This is a genomic window from Silvibacterium dinghuense (genome assembly GCF_004123295.1).
Taxonomy (GTDB): Bacteria; Acidobacteriota; Terriglobia; order Terriglobales; family Acidobacteriaceae; genus Silvibacterium; species Silvibacterium dinghuense.
Genome location: NZ_SDMK01000001.1, coordinates 70,443 through 86,094 on the forward strand (window position 1 = coordinate 70,443; position 15,652 = coordinate 86,094).

12 protein-coding genes are annotated in these 15,652 nt (G+C 62.6%); 11 read left to right on the forward strand and 1 reads right to left on the reverse strand.

The features are described from left to right. Positions 1-33: 33 nt before the first annotated feature. Positions 34-4,620, reverse strand: a complete 4,587-nt coding sequence (gene gltB / locus ESZ00_RS00280; RefSeq protein ID WP_129206189.1) for a glutamate synthase large subunit — start codon at positions 4,618-4,620, stop codon at positions 34-36. Between the two features lie 223 nt (positions 4,621-4,843). Between gltB and ESZ00_RS00285 the strand changes: the two genes are divergently transcribed. The 11 genes from ESZ00_RS00285 to ESZ00_RS00335 all read left to right on the forward strand — a co-directional run bounded on the left by ESZ00_RS00285 (position 4,844) and on the right by ESZ00_RS00335 (position 15,619). Beyond that, complete coding sequence (locus ESZ00_RS00285; RefSeq protein WP_164981258.1) at positions 4,844-5,311, forward strand: arginine repressor; 468 nt, start codon at positions 4,844-4,846, stop codon at positions 5,309-5,311. Between the two features lie 97 nt (positions 5,312-5,408). After that, positions 5,409-6,515, forward strand: coding sequence for an N-acetyl-gamma-glutamyl-phosphate reductase (gene argC, locus ESZ00_RS00290; RefSeq protein WP_129206190.1), 1,107 nt, complete (start codon positions 5,409-5,411; stop codon positions 6,513-6,515). 58 nt (positions 6,516-6,573) lie between these two features. After that, positions 6,574-7,356, forward strand: coding sequence for an acetylglutamate kinase (gene argB / locus ESZ00_RS00295; protein WP_129206191.1), 783 nt, complete (start codon positions 6,574-6,576; stop codon positions 7,354-7,356). Positions 7,357-7,457: 101 nt separating this feature from the next. Further along, positions 7,458-8,711, forward strand: coding sequence for an aspartate aminotransferase family protein (locus tag ESZ00_RS00300; protein ID WP_129206192.1), 1,254 nt, complete (start codon positions 7,458-7,460; stop codon positions 8,709-8,711). After that, positions 8,704-9,720 carry an ornithine carbamoyltransferase gene (gene argF / locus ESZ00_RS00305; protein ID WP_129206193.1) on the forward strand — a complete coding sequence of 339 codons (1,017 nt, stop codon included), beginning with the start codon at positions 8,704-8,706 and terminating at the stop codon, positions 9,718-9,720. The genes ESZ00_RS00300 and argF overlap by 8 nt, the downstream gene beginning before the upstream one ends. A 2-nt stretch (positions 9,721-9,722) precedes the next feature. Beyond that, complete coding sequence (gene argH, locus ESZ00_RS00310; RefSeq protein WP_129207834.1) at positions 9,723-11,147, forward strand: argininosuccinate lyase; 1,425 nt, start codon at positions 9,723-9,725, stop codon at positions 11,145-11,147. Further along, positions 11,134-11,655, forward strand: coding sequence for a GNAT family N-acetyltransferase (locus ESZ00_RS00315; RefSeq protein WP_129206194.1), 522 nt, complete (start codon positions 11,134-11,136; stop codon positions 11,653-11,655). Before argH ends, ESZ00_RS00315 begins: the two co-directional genes overlap by 14 nt. 173 nt (positions 11,656-11,828) lie before the next feature. Next, complete coding sequence (locus tag ESZ00_RS00320; RefSeq protein WP_129206195.1) at positions 11,829-12,575, forward strand: HoxN/HupN/NixA family nickel/cobalt transporter; 747 nt, start codon at positions 11,829-11,831, stop codon at positions 12,573-12,575. Positions 12,576-12,673: 98 nt separating this feature from the next. Next, positions 12,674-13,228, forward strand: a complete 555-nt coding sequence (locus ESZ00_RS00325) for a hypothetical protein (RefSeq protein WP_129206196.1) — start codon at positions 12,674-12,676, stop codon at positions 13,226-13,228. A 71-nt stretch (positions 13,229-13,299) separates the two neighbouring features. Further along, the gene (locus tag ESZ00_RS00330; protein WP_129206197.1) at positions 13,300-14,214 is read left to right on the forward strand and encodes a LysR family transcriptional regulator; all 915 of its coding nucleotides are present in this window, start codon (positions 13,300-13,302) and stop codon (positions 14,212-14,214) included. Between the two features lie 142 nt (positions 14,215-14,356). Beyond that, positions 14,357-15,619, forward strand: a complete 1,263-nt coding sequence (locus ESZ00_RS00335) for a cupin domain-containing protein (protein ID WP_129206198.1) — start codon at positions 14,357-14,359, stop codon at positions 15,617-15,619. Positions 15,620-15,652: the final 33 nt, after the last annotated feature.

Sequence of the window (15,652 nt, forward strand, 5' to 3'; positions counted from 1 at the left end):
TAAGCCGGGTCTCGCATGCTGGTATGGCGTTAGTTATGCCTGCGGCTTCGGGCTGAGGCGGATGAAACGCTTCGCCAGCTCCTCCCAGTTGCCGAGCAGCCAGGCTGCACGAGTGCTGGAAGTTTTGCCCAGATGGAGCTCGACCAGGCCACGGATACTCTGCCGTGCCTCTTCATCGAGCCCATCCCAGGTCTCGGCGATGAGGAAATCAGCATGGTACTTGTTGCGGCTGAGGAAGTTCCCTGTCTCATCGAAGACCCAGGCCAGGCCACCGGTCATGCCCGCACCGAAGTTGTAGCCGGTGTCGCCGAGGATGACCGCCAGACCGCCGGTCATGTACTCGCAACCGTGATCGCCGACGCCTTCGACGATGGCCAGCGCGCCCGAGTTACGGACGGCGAAGCGCTCACCGGCACGGCCTGCGGCAAAGAGCGCGCCGCTGGTAGCACCGTAGAGGGCGACGTTGCCGAGGATGACATGCAGCTCGGACTGAAGCGCGGCACGGCCGGCTCCCTTGAGAATGACCTCGCCACCGGAGAGCCCCTTGGCCACGAAATCATTGGCTGTGCCCTTCAGTACCAGCTCGACGCCAGGAACAGCGAAGGCTCCGAAGGATTGCCCGGCGACACCGGCCAGATTAAAGGTGACGCGGCCCGGCGTGAGGTGCCCGGCGGTGTGCTCGAGCGCAAGCTCACCGGAGAGACGGGCGCCGAGGGTGCGATCTTCATTGGAGACCAGGGCGTCATAGATATAGTGCTCGCCGGCCTTCCATGCCGCGAGCGCCGGAGCAGTCCAGGCCTCGTCGATGGGAGGATGCGCGGTCTTCTGGGTGTTCGCTTCCCCACCCCAGCGCGAGTGCTCCCTGACCGGAGCCGCCAGCATGGGCGCCAGATCGAGATTGCCGTCGTGGCGCACCTGCTCCAGCAGGTCGGTGCGGCCGATGGCGGACGCGATCGAAGGCAGGCCATACTGGGCGAGCAGCGCCTGCAGGTCTCGGGCCAGCTCCTCGAACATGCGGACCAGGTGCTCCGGACGTCCGCGGAACTTGGCGCGGAGTTCGGGGCGCTGAGTTGCAATGCCCGTGGGACAGGTGTTGAGGTGGCACTGGCGAGCCATGTCGCAACCAAGGGCGACGAGCACGGCCGTACCGAAGGCAAACTCGTCGGCGCCAAGGAGAGCGGCGATGAGGATATCGCGGGCAGTACGCAGTCCGCCGTCGCAGCGCAGGCGGACACGATGCCGCATGCCGGTATCGAGCAGAACCTGCTGAGCTTCGGCAAGACCGATCTCCCACGGGTTACCGGTGTATTTGATGCTCGAAAGCGGCGAGGCTCCGGTGCCGCCATTGTGGCCGGCGATGACGATGTAGTCAGCCCAGGCCTTGGCCACACCCGCAGCCACGGTGCCAACTCCGCACTCGGAGACCAGCTTGACGCCGACCGTGGCGCGCGGGTTCACACGCTTCAGGTCATAGATGAGTTGGGCGAGATCTTCGATCGAGTAGATGTCGTGGTGTGGCGGCGGGGAAATCAGAGTGACGCCGGGCTGCGCATGGCGCAGGCGGGCGATCAGCTCGGTGACCTTGTGGCCGGGAAGCTGTCCGCCTTCGCCGGGCTTGGCACCCTGGGCGACCTTGATCTCGATCTCTTCGGCATGCATCAGGTACTCGGTGGTGACACCGAAGCGGCCCGAGGCCACCTGCTTGACCTTGTTATTCAGCAGGTAAGACGGGGTCGGCTTGCCGAGCAGGTCGAGATCGACATTCGGCTGGTAGACGGCAGGATCTTCGCCACCTTCGCCGGTATTCGACTTGGCACCGATCATGTTCATCGCCGCGGTCACGGTCTGATGCGCCTCGGGGCTCAGAGAACCGAGCGACATGGCCGAAGCGATGAAGCGCTTGTACATCGACGTCGGCGCTTCGATCTGCTCGAGCGGCAGCGGCGCGCCGGCAGGGCGAATCTCGAGGAGATCGCGCAGATTAGCAGGCTGGGGATCGACGGCCTGCGTCGAGAAGGCCTGCCAGGCCACGGCCGGCTCGGCCACGGCGGCGACACCGCGAGCACTGCCCACGACGGTCTGCAGCGCCTTGACGGTAGTCGGCTGCCAGCTATGCGGCTCAGCGACCTCCGCCTTGCGGAAGCGAACCCAGCCGTAATCGGGGAGATCCTTGGTGGCGGTCAGGGTGGGCACGGGCGCACCGCCATCACCGGACTCAGCGGGATTCGCAGGCTGGCTCTGCTGCCAGGCCTGGCGGATCTGCGCCTCGAGCTCTGCGAAGCCGATGCCGCCGAGCGGAGCGGCTACGCCGGTAAAGCAACGATCCACCACTTCCCGCGAGAGGCCGAGGGAGTCGAAGAGATGCGCGCTGCGGTAGCTGTCGACCACCGAAATGCCCATCTTGGACATGATCTTGGCCAGTCCGGCGTCGAAGGCGTGCAGCGTGTTGCTTTCCCCCTTCTCCGGATTCAGGTTGCGCGCAGTCTCAAGTGCAAGCCATGGGCAGACAGCACCAGCGCCCATGCCAAGCAGGACGGCGGCGTGGTGCAGATCGCGGCAGTCGCCGGCTTCGACAGCGAGACCGGCACGGGCACGATCACCCGAGGTAATCAGAGCCTGATGAACGGCACCGAGAGCCAAAGCCATAGGGATGGTCGGCCCGACGCGCTCTCCAGAACGCTCGACTACGCGATCGGTGAGCAGCAGGATGGCGGCTCCGCCGCGCACCAGTTCGATGGCCTTGGTGCAGAGCTCATCCAACGTCGCCTGGAGCGACTGCCCCGCCGGCAGGACGCACTCGAGCAGCGCGAGCGGCAGGTTGTTCGCCAGCGCATGCTCGCGGGCGCGGAGATCGTGCATCTGCGCCAGCGAGAGAATCGGCGAGCGCAGCGAGAGGCCAGGCAGCGGCGCATGCTTGTCGAGCATGTGCGGCCAGGGTCCAAGCCGGGTGTGCAGCTGAACGACACGTGCCTCGCGAAGCGAATCGATCGGCGGATTGGTGACCTGCGCAAAACGCTGGCGGAAATAGGCGTAGACGGGCCGCGGCGCACGGGCAAGCGGCGCAATCGGCGTGTCGTCACCCATCGACCAGATAGCATCCTTGCCGTCCGTGGCCATGGGCTTGAGAATCATGTTCACGTCTTCGCGCGAGTAGCCGAAGCTCATGTGCAGACGGGTGAGCTCAGCCATTTCGATAGGCGGATCGGGAATGTGATCTTCGAGAGTGTGATCCTCGAGGAGGCTCTCGTACTCAGGAGCAGCACCGTCAAAGACGGTCTGCAGCTCTTCGTCTTCGTAGAGCTTCTTATCCTTGAGGTCGACGACCAGCATCTGGCCGGGGCCGAGACGGCCGCTGTGCACGATGGTTTCCGGGTCGAGATCGACGAGACCGGCCTCGGAGCCGAGGACAACAAGCTGATCCTGCGTCACGAAGAATCGACAAGGACGAAGGCCATTGCGGTCGAGAATAGCGCCTACCAGCGGGCCATCGGAGAAGGCGATCGCAGCAGGACCATCCCAGGGCTCGGCGCTGTCCGCCGCATAGGAGAAGAACGCCGACGGCTTCTCGAGCGCGGCGGGCGGGATGAGCATGCGCAGCGCTTCGGCGACGGTGCGGCCGTTGCGGGAGAGCATCTCCACCGTTTCGTCGAGCGACGTCGAGTCGGAGCCTTCGGGCGTATAGAGCGGCTCGAGCGCGTCGCCGAACTCCGCGGCGAAGCTGGCCGCACGGGCACGCATGCGAGCACGGTTGCCCCATACAGTATTGATCTCACCGTTGTGCGCCATCATGCGCAGCGGCTGCGCGCGATCCCATGAGGGAGCGACGTTCGTCGCATAGCGCTGATGGAAGAGCGCATACGGCGTGGTGAACTCGGGGTTGGTGAGATCGGGATAGAAATCGGCAAGCAGGCGGCCGATGCACATGGCCTTGTAAACCATGTTCGAGGTCGAGAACGAACAGACGTAGGGGAGCTGATGCTGCGGATTGGCCGCGATCAGGGCATTCTCGACACGCTCGAAGTGCTTGCGGCTGAGATAGAGGCGGCGCGCGAAGGCGCGAACCTTGAACTCTGCATCCGTCGCATCGGTGATGAGTGCGTGCCGGATGATGGGCAGCGTCGAAAGGGCAATTTCGCCGAGGACTTCACGGCGGATGGGCACCTCACGCCAGGCGATCAGCTGCAGATCCTGCGTGGCGAGCGAAGCCTCGAAGGCGGCCTGCGCCGCGAGAAGCGAGGCCTCGTCCTGCTGAGGGAAGAAAATTACCCCCACAGCCAGGGGACGCTCGTCTGCAAGCGTCTTACCGACGGAGGCGAGCAGCAGCTCGCGCGGAATGCCGGTGGAAATACCGATACCGTCACCGGATTTGCCGTCGGCGGCGATGGCGCCACGGTGCTCGAGGCGGGCTAGCGCTGTAAGTGCTTTCTCCAGAATGTCGTGCGACGGAATATTGGTCAGGGTCGCGACAAACCCGACGCCGCAGGACTCACGCTCAAAGCGCGGGTCTATCAGCGTGGCAGCCGGCTGGGAAACGGCAGGAGCGGAGATAGACGGGAAGGTAGACGAGCTCTGTGGGCGCTCGAATGCCGAGGCAAAATCAGAATTATTTATGCAGCCCATATGCCACTATAAGTCCCTTCTGCGCTGATGGCATCACGAAAATGCAGGGTGGACAGGGCTCCCGCGCACTTCATAAAGAAATGCAATCGAATGCATCAGCAATTTTTATCCGGATGTCTTGACAGACGGCCTGCGTATATTTATACATCAATATGTATTTTTATGCAGCGTGGCGCGGGGGACTTCTGACCCGCGATTTTCTATTTGGTTCAGGAAACGGAGCATGGCAGTGACCAAGGTCGATCGGCACAACGCGATTCGGGAGCTGGTGGCGCAGATGGCCATCTCCAACCAGGACGAGCTGCGCCGCAAGCTGGTGCGGAGAGGTTTCGACGTCACGCAGGCGACCGTGTCACGCGACATTCACGAACTGCGACTATACAAAGGACCGAATGGCTATGCCCTGCCGAATGGCAACGGCGTGGCGCTGGCGGAAGACGAAGAAGACGACGGCGGGCTGACGGTCGAAGAGGTGCTTTCGACCTTTGGACTGAAGGTAAAGCAGGCGATGAACCAGCTGGTGGTGATTACGACCCATGGCGGGGCGCAGCCGGTAGCAGCGGCGATCGACCATGAAGACTGGGACGAGGTGCTGGGCACAATCGCCGGTGACGACACCATCCTGATCATCTGCGAAGACGAACGACGAGCCGCGGGGCTGCGGGTACAGCTTGCAGAGATGATCGGCTAGCTGCTTCGCGCAGGGCGATCCGCCTTCGGCCTCCGCTCCCTTTGGTCGCGATTCATGGTCCGACGTCGGATGGGCAGGGCGCGGGTCAATTTTTGAGATGAACGCTGTAAAGAGCGTCACCAACAAAAGAAACGAGGGAGATTCGGTGCAGACTGCAGTACTTGGAGTGAGCGGATATTCGGGTGCGGAGCTGGCGCGGCTGCTGCTGCACCATCCACGGCTGAAGAACACCCCTCCTGTATTCCTGGGACGTCCGGTCGCGGAAGGCGCAGCCGCAAAGGAAGAGCTGCTGACGGCGCTGCATCCGCAGCTTCGCGACGGCAATGGGTCGGCTGGCCTGAAGATCGAGCCTTTCTCCTGGGAGCTGCTGAAGGAACGCGGCGTGAAGGTGCTGTTCCTGGCGACGCCGCATGAGCAGTCGCGCGCCTATGCGCCGCTGGCGCTCGAGCACGGGATCAAGGTCATCGACCTGAGCGGGGCGTGGCGGCTGGAGGCTGCCGAGAATCGCGCGGTCTACAAGTTCGAAGATGACGGCACCGAAGTCGCCAAGGCGACACAGGCGAAAGCCGTGTATGGCAGCCCTGAGCTGCATCGCGAAGAGATTCGCAATGCGGAGCTGGTGGCGAATCCGGGCTGCTATGCAACGTCGGTGATCCTGGCGCTGAAGCCGCTGACCGAAGCGGGATGGGCAGATACGGAGCGCGGCATTGTGTGTGATGCGAAGTCGGGTGTCTCGGGCGCGGGCAAGGCGCCAACGGCGAAGACCCACTTTATGTATGCGGCCGATAATCTCTCCGCCTATGGCGTCTTCGGACATCGGCACACGGGCGAACTGCTGGAGCAGCTTGCTCTCAACAGCGACGAGATTGTCTTCCAGCCGCACTTGCTGCCGATTCCGCGCGGGATTCTGTCGACGATTTATGTCTCGCTGAAGGAAACGAAGACGGCGGCGGAGATCGCCGATCTGTACACGAAGTTTTATGCCGGCAGCCCGATGGTACGGCTCTTCGGCGCGGGGAATCTGCCACAGATCCAGTACGTGGTGAGAACGAATTACTGCGATATCGGCTTTGAGCTGGATAAGAGTGGGCGACGGCTGATTCTCGTCTCCTGCCTGGACAACCTGCTCAAAGGTGCATCCGGACAGGCGGTGCAGAATCTGAACCTTATATGCGGCTGGGGCGAGTCCGAAGGGTTGGAGTAAGACTCCCGGCGCAGAGTGGAACAATCAAGTTTTCGCAAGAGATGAAGGTGGGACGCACATGAAATTCGTAGTGAAGCTGGGCGGAGTGGCACTGGAAAATCTGGAACTGCGGCAGGCTTGCGCGCAGGCGATTGCCGACATGGTGAAGGACGGTCATCAGGTGGCGCTGGTGCATGGCGGCGGCGTACAGCTGACGCGCACGCTGAAGCAGCTGGGCAAGCAGAGCGAGTTCATCGCCGGCCTGCGCGTGACCGATGCCGAGACCCGCGATGCGGCGGTGATGGTACTGAGCGGCCAGGTGAACAAGGCGCTGGTGGCGGCGCTGGGCTCGCATGGGCAGGCAGCGGTGGGGCTCTCCGGCGGCGACGGGCTCATCTTCCGCGCGCGTAAGAAGCGGACGGCGCCGGACCTTGGATATGTAGGCGAGATTGCCTCGTCCGATCCGCGCTGGCTGGAGGCGATCTGGCAGATGGGCGCGGTGCCAGTGCTCTCGAGCATTGCGCTGGGCTTTGACGGCGAATACTACAACGTGAACGCGGACGAGATGGCTGCGGCCGCGGCGACCGCATGCAAGGCCGATGCGCTGGTGTTTCTGACTGACGTACCGGGCGTGCGTGGCGCCGACGGCGAAGTGATGCGCTGGCTCAGCGTGAGCCAGATCGCCGCACTGACGCGCGATGCAGTCATCAGCGGCGGCATGCTGCCAAAGCTCGGCGCCTGCCGCGAGGCTCTGCTGCAGGGCGTGAAACGCGTGCGCATTCTTCCCGCGGAAGCAGCGGCGGTGCTGCCCGATCTTTGCAATACGCGTGTAACGCAGGGGACGGAAGTGCTCGTGGCCTAAGACGCCACAAGCATCACGTATGCACGAAGAGTCATCACCTTATAGAGAGATTTCACTCGGTCGACCCGCAATGGCCTGACCTCACCGGATGGAGAGCTGAGATGACATTAGAGGAAATCCAGGCAGCGGAAGCGAAGCTACTGCTTTCGACCTACGAACGGAACCCGATTCATTTTGTATCGGGTGAGGGCGTGTATCTTGTCGATGAAAAGGGCAATCGCTACCTGGACCTGCTGAGCGGGATCGGCGTAAATGCTCTGGGCTATGGCCATACGACGATAGAGAAGGCCATCCTCGAGCAGAGCCGCAAACTGATTCACACCTCGAACCTGTTCTTCCATGAAGGACAGGCGGAGCTGGCGCTGCGACTGACCCAGGCGAGCGGCCTGGATCGCGCCTTTTTCTCGAACAGTGGCACCGAGGCCATGGAAGCCGCGCTGAAGCTGGCCCGCGCACATGCCGGGCTCCTGCGCAGCGAGGGACGGACGATCGGCACGAAGTTCCTGGCACTCGAGCACAGCTTCCACGGACGCACGATGGGCGCGGTGGCGACAACGCATAAGGCGAAGTACCGCGAGCCATTCGCTCCGGTCATGGGCGACGTCGAGTTTGTAGCGTTCAACAGCGTCTCCGACCTGAACGAGAAGTTTTCGACCGATGTCTGCGCAATTGTGCTCGAGGTGATCCAGGGCGAAGGCGGTATCCGGATGGTCTCGCGCGAGTTCTTTGAAGTGGCGCGTGCGCTGACGCAGTCGACCGGCGCGCTGCTGATCGTGGACGAGATCCAGGCTGGTTTTGGCCGCACCGGCAAGTGGTTTGCGTACCAGAATTACGACGTTCTGCCGGACGTGACGACAGTGGCAAAGCCGCTGGCGGGCGGTCTGCCACTGGGCGCGATGCTGTGCACGGAAGAAGCGGCGCGGGCGATCCATCCCGGCATGCACGGAACGACTTTCGGTGGCGGTCCGCTGGCCTGCGCGGTAGCCATTGCGGTTTTCGACGAGATGGAAAAGACGCGGCTGCTCGAACATGTAACCGAAGTCGGCACATATTTTACCCGCAGGCTGCATGAGCTCCAGGCAAAGCATCCGGCCATCGTCGAGGTTCGCGGCAAGGGACTGATGCTGGCCGCTGAGCTGGACTCCGCGGAGCTCGCGAAGGATGTGCTGAACGCGATGCTGGAACGCAGGATCTTGATCAACCGCACCAGCGAGACGGTATTGCGCTTCCTGCCGCCATACATCCTCAAGCGCGAGCATGTGGATGCGGCCGCAGATGCGCTAGACGAAATTCTGACAGAGCGTGCTCCGCAGACCGCGGGCGCCGCAAACGAGGGAGGAACCAACATTGGCTAGCAACGCATTGGATTTGAAGGAAGCGGTGGCGGGCTCGGTTCCCTCACCTGTCGAGTCATTGGCTGGACGCGATCTGTGCTCGATCGCGGACTTTTCGACGATAGAAGTGGAGGCGGTTCTGAAGCTGGCGCATGACGTGAAGGCGCGGCCGATGGACTATCGCTGGGCGCTCGACGCCAAGCAGATGGTGATGTTCTTCGAGAAGGCTTCGCTGCGCACGCGGCTCACCTTCGAGACGGCCATCAACACGCTGGGCGGCTCGGCCATCTTCGTCGATCAGACGCAGTCGCCGCTGGGCGAGCGCGAATCGCTGGCCGACATGTCGCGGAACCTGGAGCGCTGGGTATCGCTGATCGTGCTGCGGACCTATGCGCACGAGACCATCACGGAGATGGCCTCCTACGCGGCCTGCCCGGTCATTAACGCGTTAAGCGATCTCGAACACCCTTGCCAGGCGCTGGCGGATTTCCTGACGCTCGAGCAGAAGTTCGGCACGGCGAAGGGCCTGCGCTTCAGCTACGTGGGCGACGGCAACAACGTCTGCCACTCGCTGATGCTGACAGCTGCGCAGCTGGGCGCGCATTGCGTGGTCGGCTCTCCGAAGAACTATGCGCCGAAGGCCGATATCGTGGCGCAGGCGCGGGCGATTGCCAATGCGACCGGCGGCAGCATTGAGCTGGTCAGCGATCCGGTGGCGGCGGTAACAGGCGCCGACGCGGTTTATACCGACGTGTGCACGAGCATGGGCATGGAGCATGAAGTAACCAAGCGCGCACCGATCTTCAAGCCTTACCAGGTGAACGAAGCGCTGATGGCGCATGCCGCGCCGCACGCGGTTTTCATGCACTGCCTGCCCGCGCATCGCAACGCAGAGGTGACGGATGCGGTGCTGGATGGTCCGCAGTCGGTCGTGTTTGACCAGGCGGAGAACCGCATGCACGCGCAGAAGGCGCTGATGCTTCTGCTGCTCGGTGGCGCACAGAATGTTCGGAAAGAGGCGACCAAGTGAAGATGTGGTCGGGGCGTTTTCGCGAGCCCCTGAATGCAACGTTCGATCATTGGCAGCGCTCGTTCCGCTTCGATCAGGCGCTGCTGGCCGATGAGTGCGCGGCGAGCAAGGCTCACGCGCATGCGCTGGCGGCTGCCGGCATCCTGACCGCGGCGGAGTTTGCCACGATCACGACCGGGCTCAACGAGCTGGTGACAAAGTACGGAGAAGAATCCGCGGCGCAGAAGATCGATTTCGACGCCGAGGATATTCATCACTTCGTCGAGTTGAAGCTGGTGGAAGCGATCGGCGACCTGGGCCTGAAGCTGCACACCGGGCGCAGCCGCAACGAGCAGATCGCAACCGACCTGCGGCTCTTTGTGCGGCGGCAGATCAGCGTGATTCTTGCCGATCTCGCGGCCTGGGCGGGTGCGCTGGTAGAGCAGGCCGAAAAGGCCGGCGACGCGGTGATGCCCTCCTACACGCACCTGCAGCGCGCAGAGCCTGTGTTGGTGGCGCACTGGCTGCTCGCATACGTGGAGATGATCCTGCGCGATGCAACGCGCCTCGAAGATTGTGCACGACGCTTGAACTACTGCCCGCTCGGGTCGGGTCCGATTGCGGGCGCGACGCTGGCGCTCGACCGCACCATCGCTTCGCGCGAACTGGGCTTCACGGCTCCGACGGCGAACAGCATGGATGCAACGAGCGATCGCGACTTTGTGCTGGAGTTTCTGCAGGCTCTGACCATGATTGGTCTGCATGCGAGCCGCTTCAGCGAAGAGATCACGCTGTTTGCCACGGCGGAGTTCGGCTTTGTCGAGCTACCTGAGGCTTTCTCGACCGGATCGAGCGCGATGCCGCAGAAGAAGAACCCCGACCTGACGGAGCTGATCCGCGCCAAGGTGGGACGGCTGAACGGCGCGGCGCAGACGGTAACGCTGCTGGTGAAGGGCCTGCCGCTGGCCTACAACAAAGACATGCAGGAGACGCAGGAGCCGGTCTTCGAAGCTTCGCGCACGGCGCACATGCTCACTTCCCTGCTGGGTGCATTCACCGCGGCGCTGACGTTCCGCACCGATCGGATGAAGATCGCATGCGAGATCGGCTACCTGAATGCGATGGCTGCGGCGACGTACCTGGTCTACAAGGGCGTTCCTTTCCGCAAGGCACACGAGAAGATCGGCAATGCGGTGCGGTATGGTCTCGATCATGGCAAGGAGCTGGGCGAGCTGACGCTCGAGGAGCTGAAGCAGTTTGGACCTGAGTTCGAGGCAGACTTCTTCGAAGCAGCTTCGCTCGAGGCCACGCTCGACTGCCATGACGTGATCGGCGGCACGGCGCGGGCACGCGTGAAGGCTGCGCTCAAGGATGCAGCGGCGCGCGTAGAAGCATTGGCGGCAAGCGGTGCGGCGAAGGAGGAGGAGCTGAGCCATGCGGGTGCGTAAGGCTCGGCTTCATGACGCAACCAATATCTACGAGCTGGTGAACAGCCTTTCGGGCGATGGCACCCTGCTGCGGCGCGTTTTCGCAGAGATTTGCGAAAACGTGCGTGATTTCACAGTAGCGGAAACAGACTCGGGGGTCTTCCTTGGGTGCGGCGCGCTGCATCTTTACGGGCCGCATCTTGCCGAGGTGCGGTCCATCGTCGTGAAGCCCGAGGCCAAGGGCCAGGGCGCGGGCGGCCGCTTGCTGCAAGCGCTGCTGGATGAGGCCGAGGATCACGGCGTGGGCTGCGTGTGCCTCTTCACGCGCATTCCGGATTTCTTCTTCCGCTATGGCTTTCGCGAAGTGGAAGACCGGGCGGCGCTGCCGGACAAGATCTTCAAGGACTGCCAGAACTGCCCGCGGCTCTATCGCTGCGACGAAGTGGCAATGGCGCGCGGGAACCTGCCTCGGGTTTCGATCCTGGGACCACGCGTGCAGGCGGAACAGCTGGTACGACTGACTGGATAAGCTGCTGCGCGCAGAGCGGGACTGGCCGTCCAGGCGAATCGCCTTCGGCACTGGCTCCCGCTGGTCGCGTATGCGGTATGAACCTTCCCCCCAAGCAGAGCTTGGGGGGCACTCGTGTCTTCTCTGTACGCCATCCACTACACCCCATCCCCTATTCCCTGTACCCTGCATGTATGAACTGGAAGCTCGAACTTGCCCTGGCCTCGTGTGCGCTGCTTGGACTGCGGCATGGGTTTGATTACGACCACCTGGCGGCAATCTCCGATATCACGGCGGTGCAGAAGAGCTGGAAGCAGGGCATGCGGCTGGGCGTGACGTATGCTCTTGGCCATGCCATGACCGTTGTCGTGCTGGGGGCGCTGGTGGTGATGCTGCGCATTCCGCTGCCGACCCGGCTGGATGACTGGACAGAGCGGCTGATCGGAGCGACGTTGATTGTACTGGGTATCGGGGTGGTGGCAAATCTGGCCCGCCGCTCGCATTCGCATCGCGCCATCCAGAGCCGGTGGGCGCTGCTGATCGGCGGTGCGCAGTACGCGTGGTGGCGGCTGCAGCGGATCTTCGACAGCCACGCGGCAAAGCCCGCACCCTTCGCATGGAATTACAACGGCAGCTCAGTGTTCGCCATCGGCGTGCTGCATGGACTTGGCGCGGAGACTCCGAGCCAGCTGATGCTTTTCCTGCTGGCGGCGAGCCTGGGCGGAACGCTGCATGGCTTTCTCGGACTGATTGCCTTTGCCGCGGGGCTGGTGACGATGAATACGCTGATGACGGCGGGACTGGGCGGCATCTTCGGCGCCGGAATGCACCGTCCGACGGTGTATCGCTGGACCGCAATCGCGGGCGCGGTCTACAGCCTGGGCATCGGCATCATCTTTCTGCTTGGATCTTCGAACCGGCTTCCTCCCCTGGGGGGATAAAAGCCATACAACAGCATTCGCAGCAAATCTTTCTGTCCCCACACAACGACGTTGCATGCGCCTGAATCCAATGCGCACAGAGAAGGAGCAGGAAACGGATGCATTGGACAGGGGCGTTTGTCCTTCTGTTGTTCGCTGTACTCGTAACAGGAATACTGCTGACTCTGCTGCACCTGACGCGGCTGGGGAAGCTGGTCCACGAAGGTATTCCTGACCGGCCAAGGCGGCGGATGTTTCTCGCAGCGTTAAGCTTTTTTGTCACGTTCGCGGGCGTGCGCCTGCTGGTTCGGTGTATCACTCACCACGTCGGCCCATTCGGCTGGGTGATGATGGGCGGACGGCATATCCACCACCTGGTGTGGGGCATCTTCATCCTGCTGGCAGTGGGCTATGCGTGGATGGCCGAATGGGGCAGCGGCACGAGCGCAGTTTCCATCTTCTGGAGCCGGTTCTTTGCGATCCTGTACGGTGTCGGCGCGGCGCTGACACTGGATGAATTCGCGCTATGGCTGAACCTTGCCAATGATTACTGGTCGCCGCAGGGGCGCGAGAGCATCGATGCGGTGATCCTCTTCGGTGCGCTGCTTGCGGCCGGGGCATGGGGCGCTCCGCTGTTCCGGCGCAGACAGAAGAAGGGATCGGCTCCCCAATAAATCACCGATCAACACGAGAAGATCGCGGATGAAATCGGCAAGAATACCGCGTCTTGTGCGATAACAGCAGGGTGGAGCTGAAACACCTACGATCGTTCGTCGCAGTGGCCGAAGAGTTGAGCTTCGTGCGTGCGGCCGGTATGCTGCATCTCTCGCAGGCAGCGCTGACCGAGCAGATTCAAAAGCTGGAACAGGAACTGGGCGTGCAACTGTTCCTGCGCGACAAGCGAAGCGTGGCCCTGACCGAGCCCGGAGCGATCTTTCTGACAGAGGCACGGGCTACGCTGGTACGGGCACAGCAAGCCGTAGAGCGCGTTCAGAAGGCCGCACGCGGCGAGACCGGACGGCTGCGTATCGGCTTTGTAAGTTCGGCTGCGCTCGAGATCGTGCCAGGGATTGCGCTCGCATTCCGGCATAAATTCCCAGACATCACATTGGATCTGACCAACATGCGCACCAGCATGCAGGTGAAGCGGCTGCTGGCCGGCACTCTGGATGCAGGCTTCGTGCGGCTGCCACTGGCGCAGCCGCAGCTCCTCACGACAATCGTGCATCGCGAGCCCTTTGTTCTGGCGCTGCCGGAGGATCATCGTCTTGCACAGTCGAAGAGTATCCAGCTCGGAGATTTTCGCGACGAGAAGTTCGTCAGCTATGGGCGGCGATGGGCACCGGGTTTCTTCGACGCGATGATGCAGATGTGTACGCGCGAAGGCTTCAGCCCGGAGATCGTACAGGAGACGGGCGAGATGTACACGACGATGGCGCTGGTCGCCGCCGGCGTAGGCGTGGCCATCCTGCCTCGATCGGTGGCGCTGGCGCCGTCGCAGGGCGTGGCGGTGAAGCCGCTTCCCAAGTCTGTCGGCACCTCGGAGATCGCCATGGCAGTGCGCCGGAGCGGATGGACTGCGTTGATCGAGCATTTTGTCGAAACAGTGGATGAAGTGCTCCGGGAGGACAATCGCATGCCCAATTTGGTGAACCGGTAGCGGTCTGCGCCATATTCGGACAATCCGAATACTGGCTTCGGAAGATACGACTGGACCATTGAGCCCCATTCCTTCTCCAATAGCTGTGTGAGGACGCATCGCCTGCGAGCATGCAGAGCGCGTCCAGCGCAAGGAGAAGACAATGAAAGAGCTGACGGCAGAGAAGGACGGATTGGAAGGCGTATCACGACGGAGCTTTCTTGGTGTAGGCTCGGCCGCATTGGCAACCGCCGCAGTGGCGGGATTCACGGCGCATGCGCAGGAAGCATCGGCAGGGCAGAAGCCAGGCGGCCCGACCAGCGATCCTGGGCCGGAGAATCGCGGCCTGCTGGAACTGAACTCAAACGTGAACATGCCGCCTGTGACCGACCACGGCGATACCGGCCCGCTCTGGTACTCCTTCGACCTGGCGCGCAAGCGCATGGAAAAAGGCGGCTGGACACACCAGGTAACGCAGCGCGAACTGGCCCCATCGAAGGATCTGGCCGGGGTGAACATGCGCCTGACAGCAGGCAGCTTTCGCGAGCTGCACTGGCACACTGCGAATGAATGGGCCTTCATGGAATACGGCAATGCGCGCGTTACGGTGCTGAACCCGGACGGGACCATGTTCATCGACGATGTGAGCGAGGGCGACCTATGGTTCTTCCCGGCTGGCTACCCGCACTCGATCCAGGGCCTGGGACCGGATGGCTGTCAGTTCCTGCTGGTCTTCGACGAAGGCAACTTCTCCGAGGACAATACCTTCCTGCTCTCAGAGACCGTGGCACACACCCCGCCCGAGGTGCTGATGAAGAATTCGAATCTGACCATGGAGGAGATCGCGCGGTTACCCAAGGAACAGCTCTACATCTTCCCGGCCGAGCTGCCGAATTCGCTGGCCTCGGACCGCGCCTCTATTGGCGGCGCAAGCGTACGGGCTCCGCAGCAGTACACCTTCAAGATGACGGCGATGGAGCCGACGGTAAAGGGGCGCGGCGGCGAAGTGCGCGTGGTGGACTCGAAGAACTTCCCGGCAAGCTCGACCATCGCGGCCGGCCTGGTGCGTCTGAAGCCGGGCGCGATCCGCGAATTACACTGGCATCCGAATGCTTCGGAGTGGCAGTTCTGGCTGGCTGGCAAAGGCCGCATGACAGTGATGATGCCTGAGGGTAGGGCCCGCACCGTGGACTTCCGCGCCAACGACGTGGGCTTTGTGCCGGCCGTTGCGGCACATTACATCGAAAACACCGGCGATACCGACGTGCTGTTCCTGGAAATGTTCAAGACCAGCCAGTTCCAGGATGTTTCGCTGAACAACTGGATCCGGCGCATGCCTCCGGAGATGGCGCAGGCACACCTGAATCTAAGCGAAGCAACACTGCGAAAGATTCCGGCAGAGAAGCAGGAGATCATCGCCGGTTAAACAGGTCAGATCGCGAACGGCGAAGCTCGGCGG

Coding starts and splice junctions, on each gene's coding strand:
- ESZ00_RS00300 (WP_129206192.1), top strand. CDS start 7,458: ATGACATTAGAGGAAATCCAGGCAGCGGAAGCGAAGCTACTGCTTTCG.
- ESZ00_RS00335 (WP_129206198.1), top strand. CDS start 14,357: ATGAAAGAGCTGACGGCAGAGAAGGACGGATTGGAAGGCGTATCACGA.
- ESZ00_RS00315 (WP_129206194.1), top strand. CDS start 11,134: ATGCGGGTGCGTAAGGCTCGGCTTCATGACGCAACCAATATCTACGAG.
- ESZ00_RS00320 (WP_129206195.1), top strand. CDS start 11,829: ATGAACTGGAAGCTCGAACTTGCCCTGGCCTCGTGTGCGCTGCTTGGA.
- gltB (WP_129206189.1), bottom strand. CDS start 4,620: ATGGGCTGCATAAATAATTCTGATTTTGCCTCGGCATTCGAGCGCCCA.
- ESZ00_RS00325 (WP_129206196.1), top strand. CDS start 12,674: ATGCATTGGACAGGGGCGTTTGTCCTTCTGTTGTTCGCTGTACTCGTA.
- ESZ00_RS00285 (WP_164981258.1), top strand. CDS start 4,844: ATGGCAGTGACCAAGGTCGATCGGCACAACGCGATTCGGGAGCTGGTG.
- argH (WP_129207834.1), top strand. CDS start 9,723: ATGTGGTCGGGGCGTTTTCGCGAGCCCCTGAATGCAACGTTCGATCAT.
- argC (WP_129206190.1), top strand. CDS start 5,409: ATGAACGCTGTAAAGAGCGTCACCAACAAAAGAAACGAGGGAGATTCG.
- argB (WP_129206191.1), top strand. CDS start 6,574: ATGAAATTCGTAGTGAAGCTGGGCGGAGTGGCACTGGAAAATCTGGAA.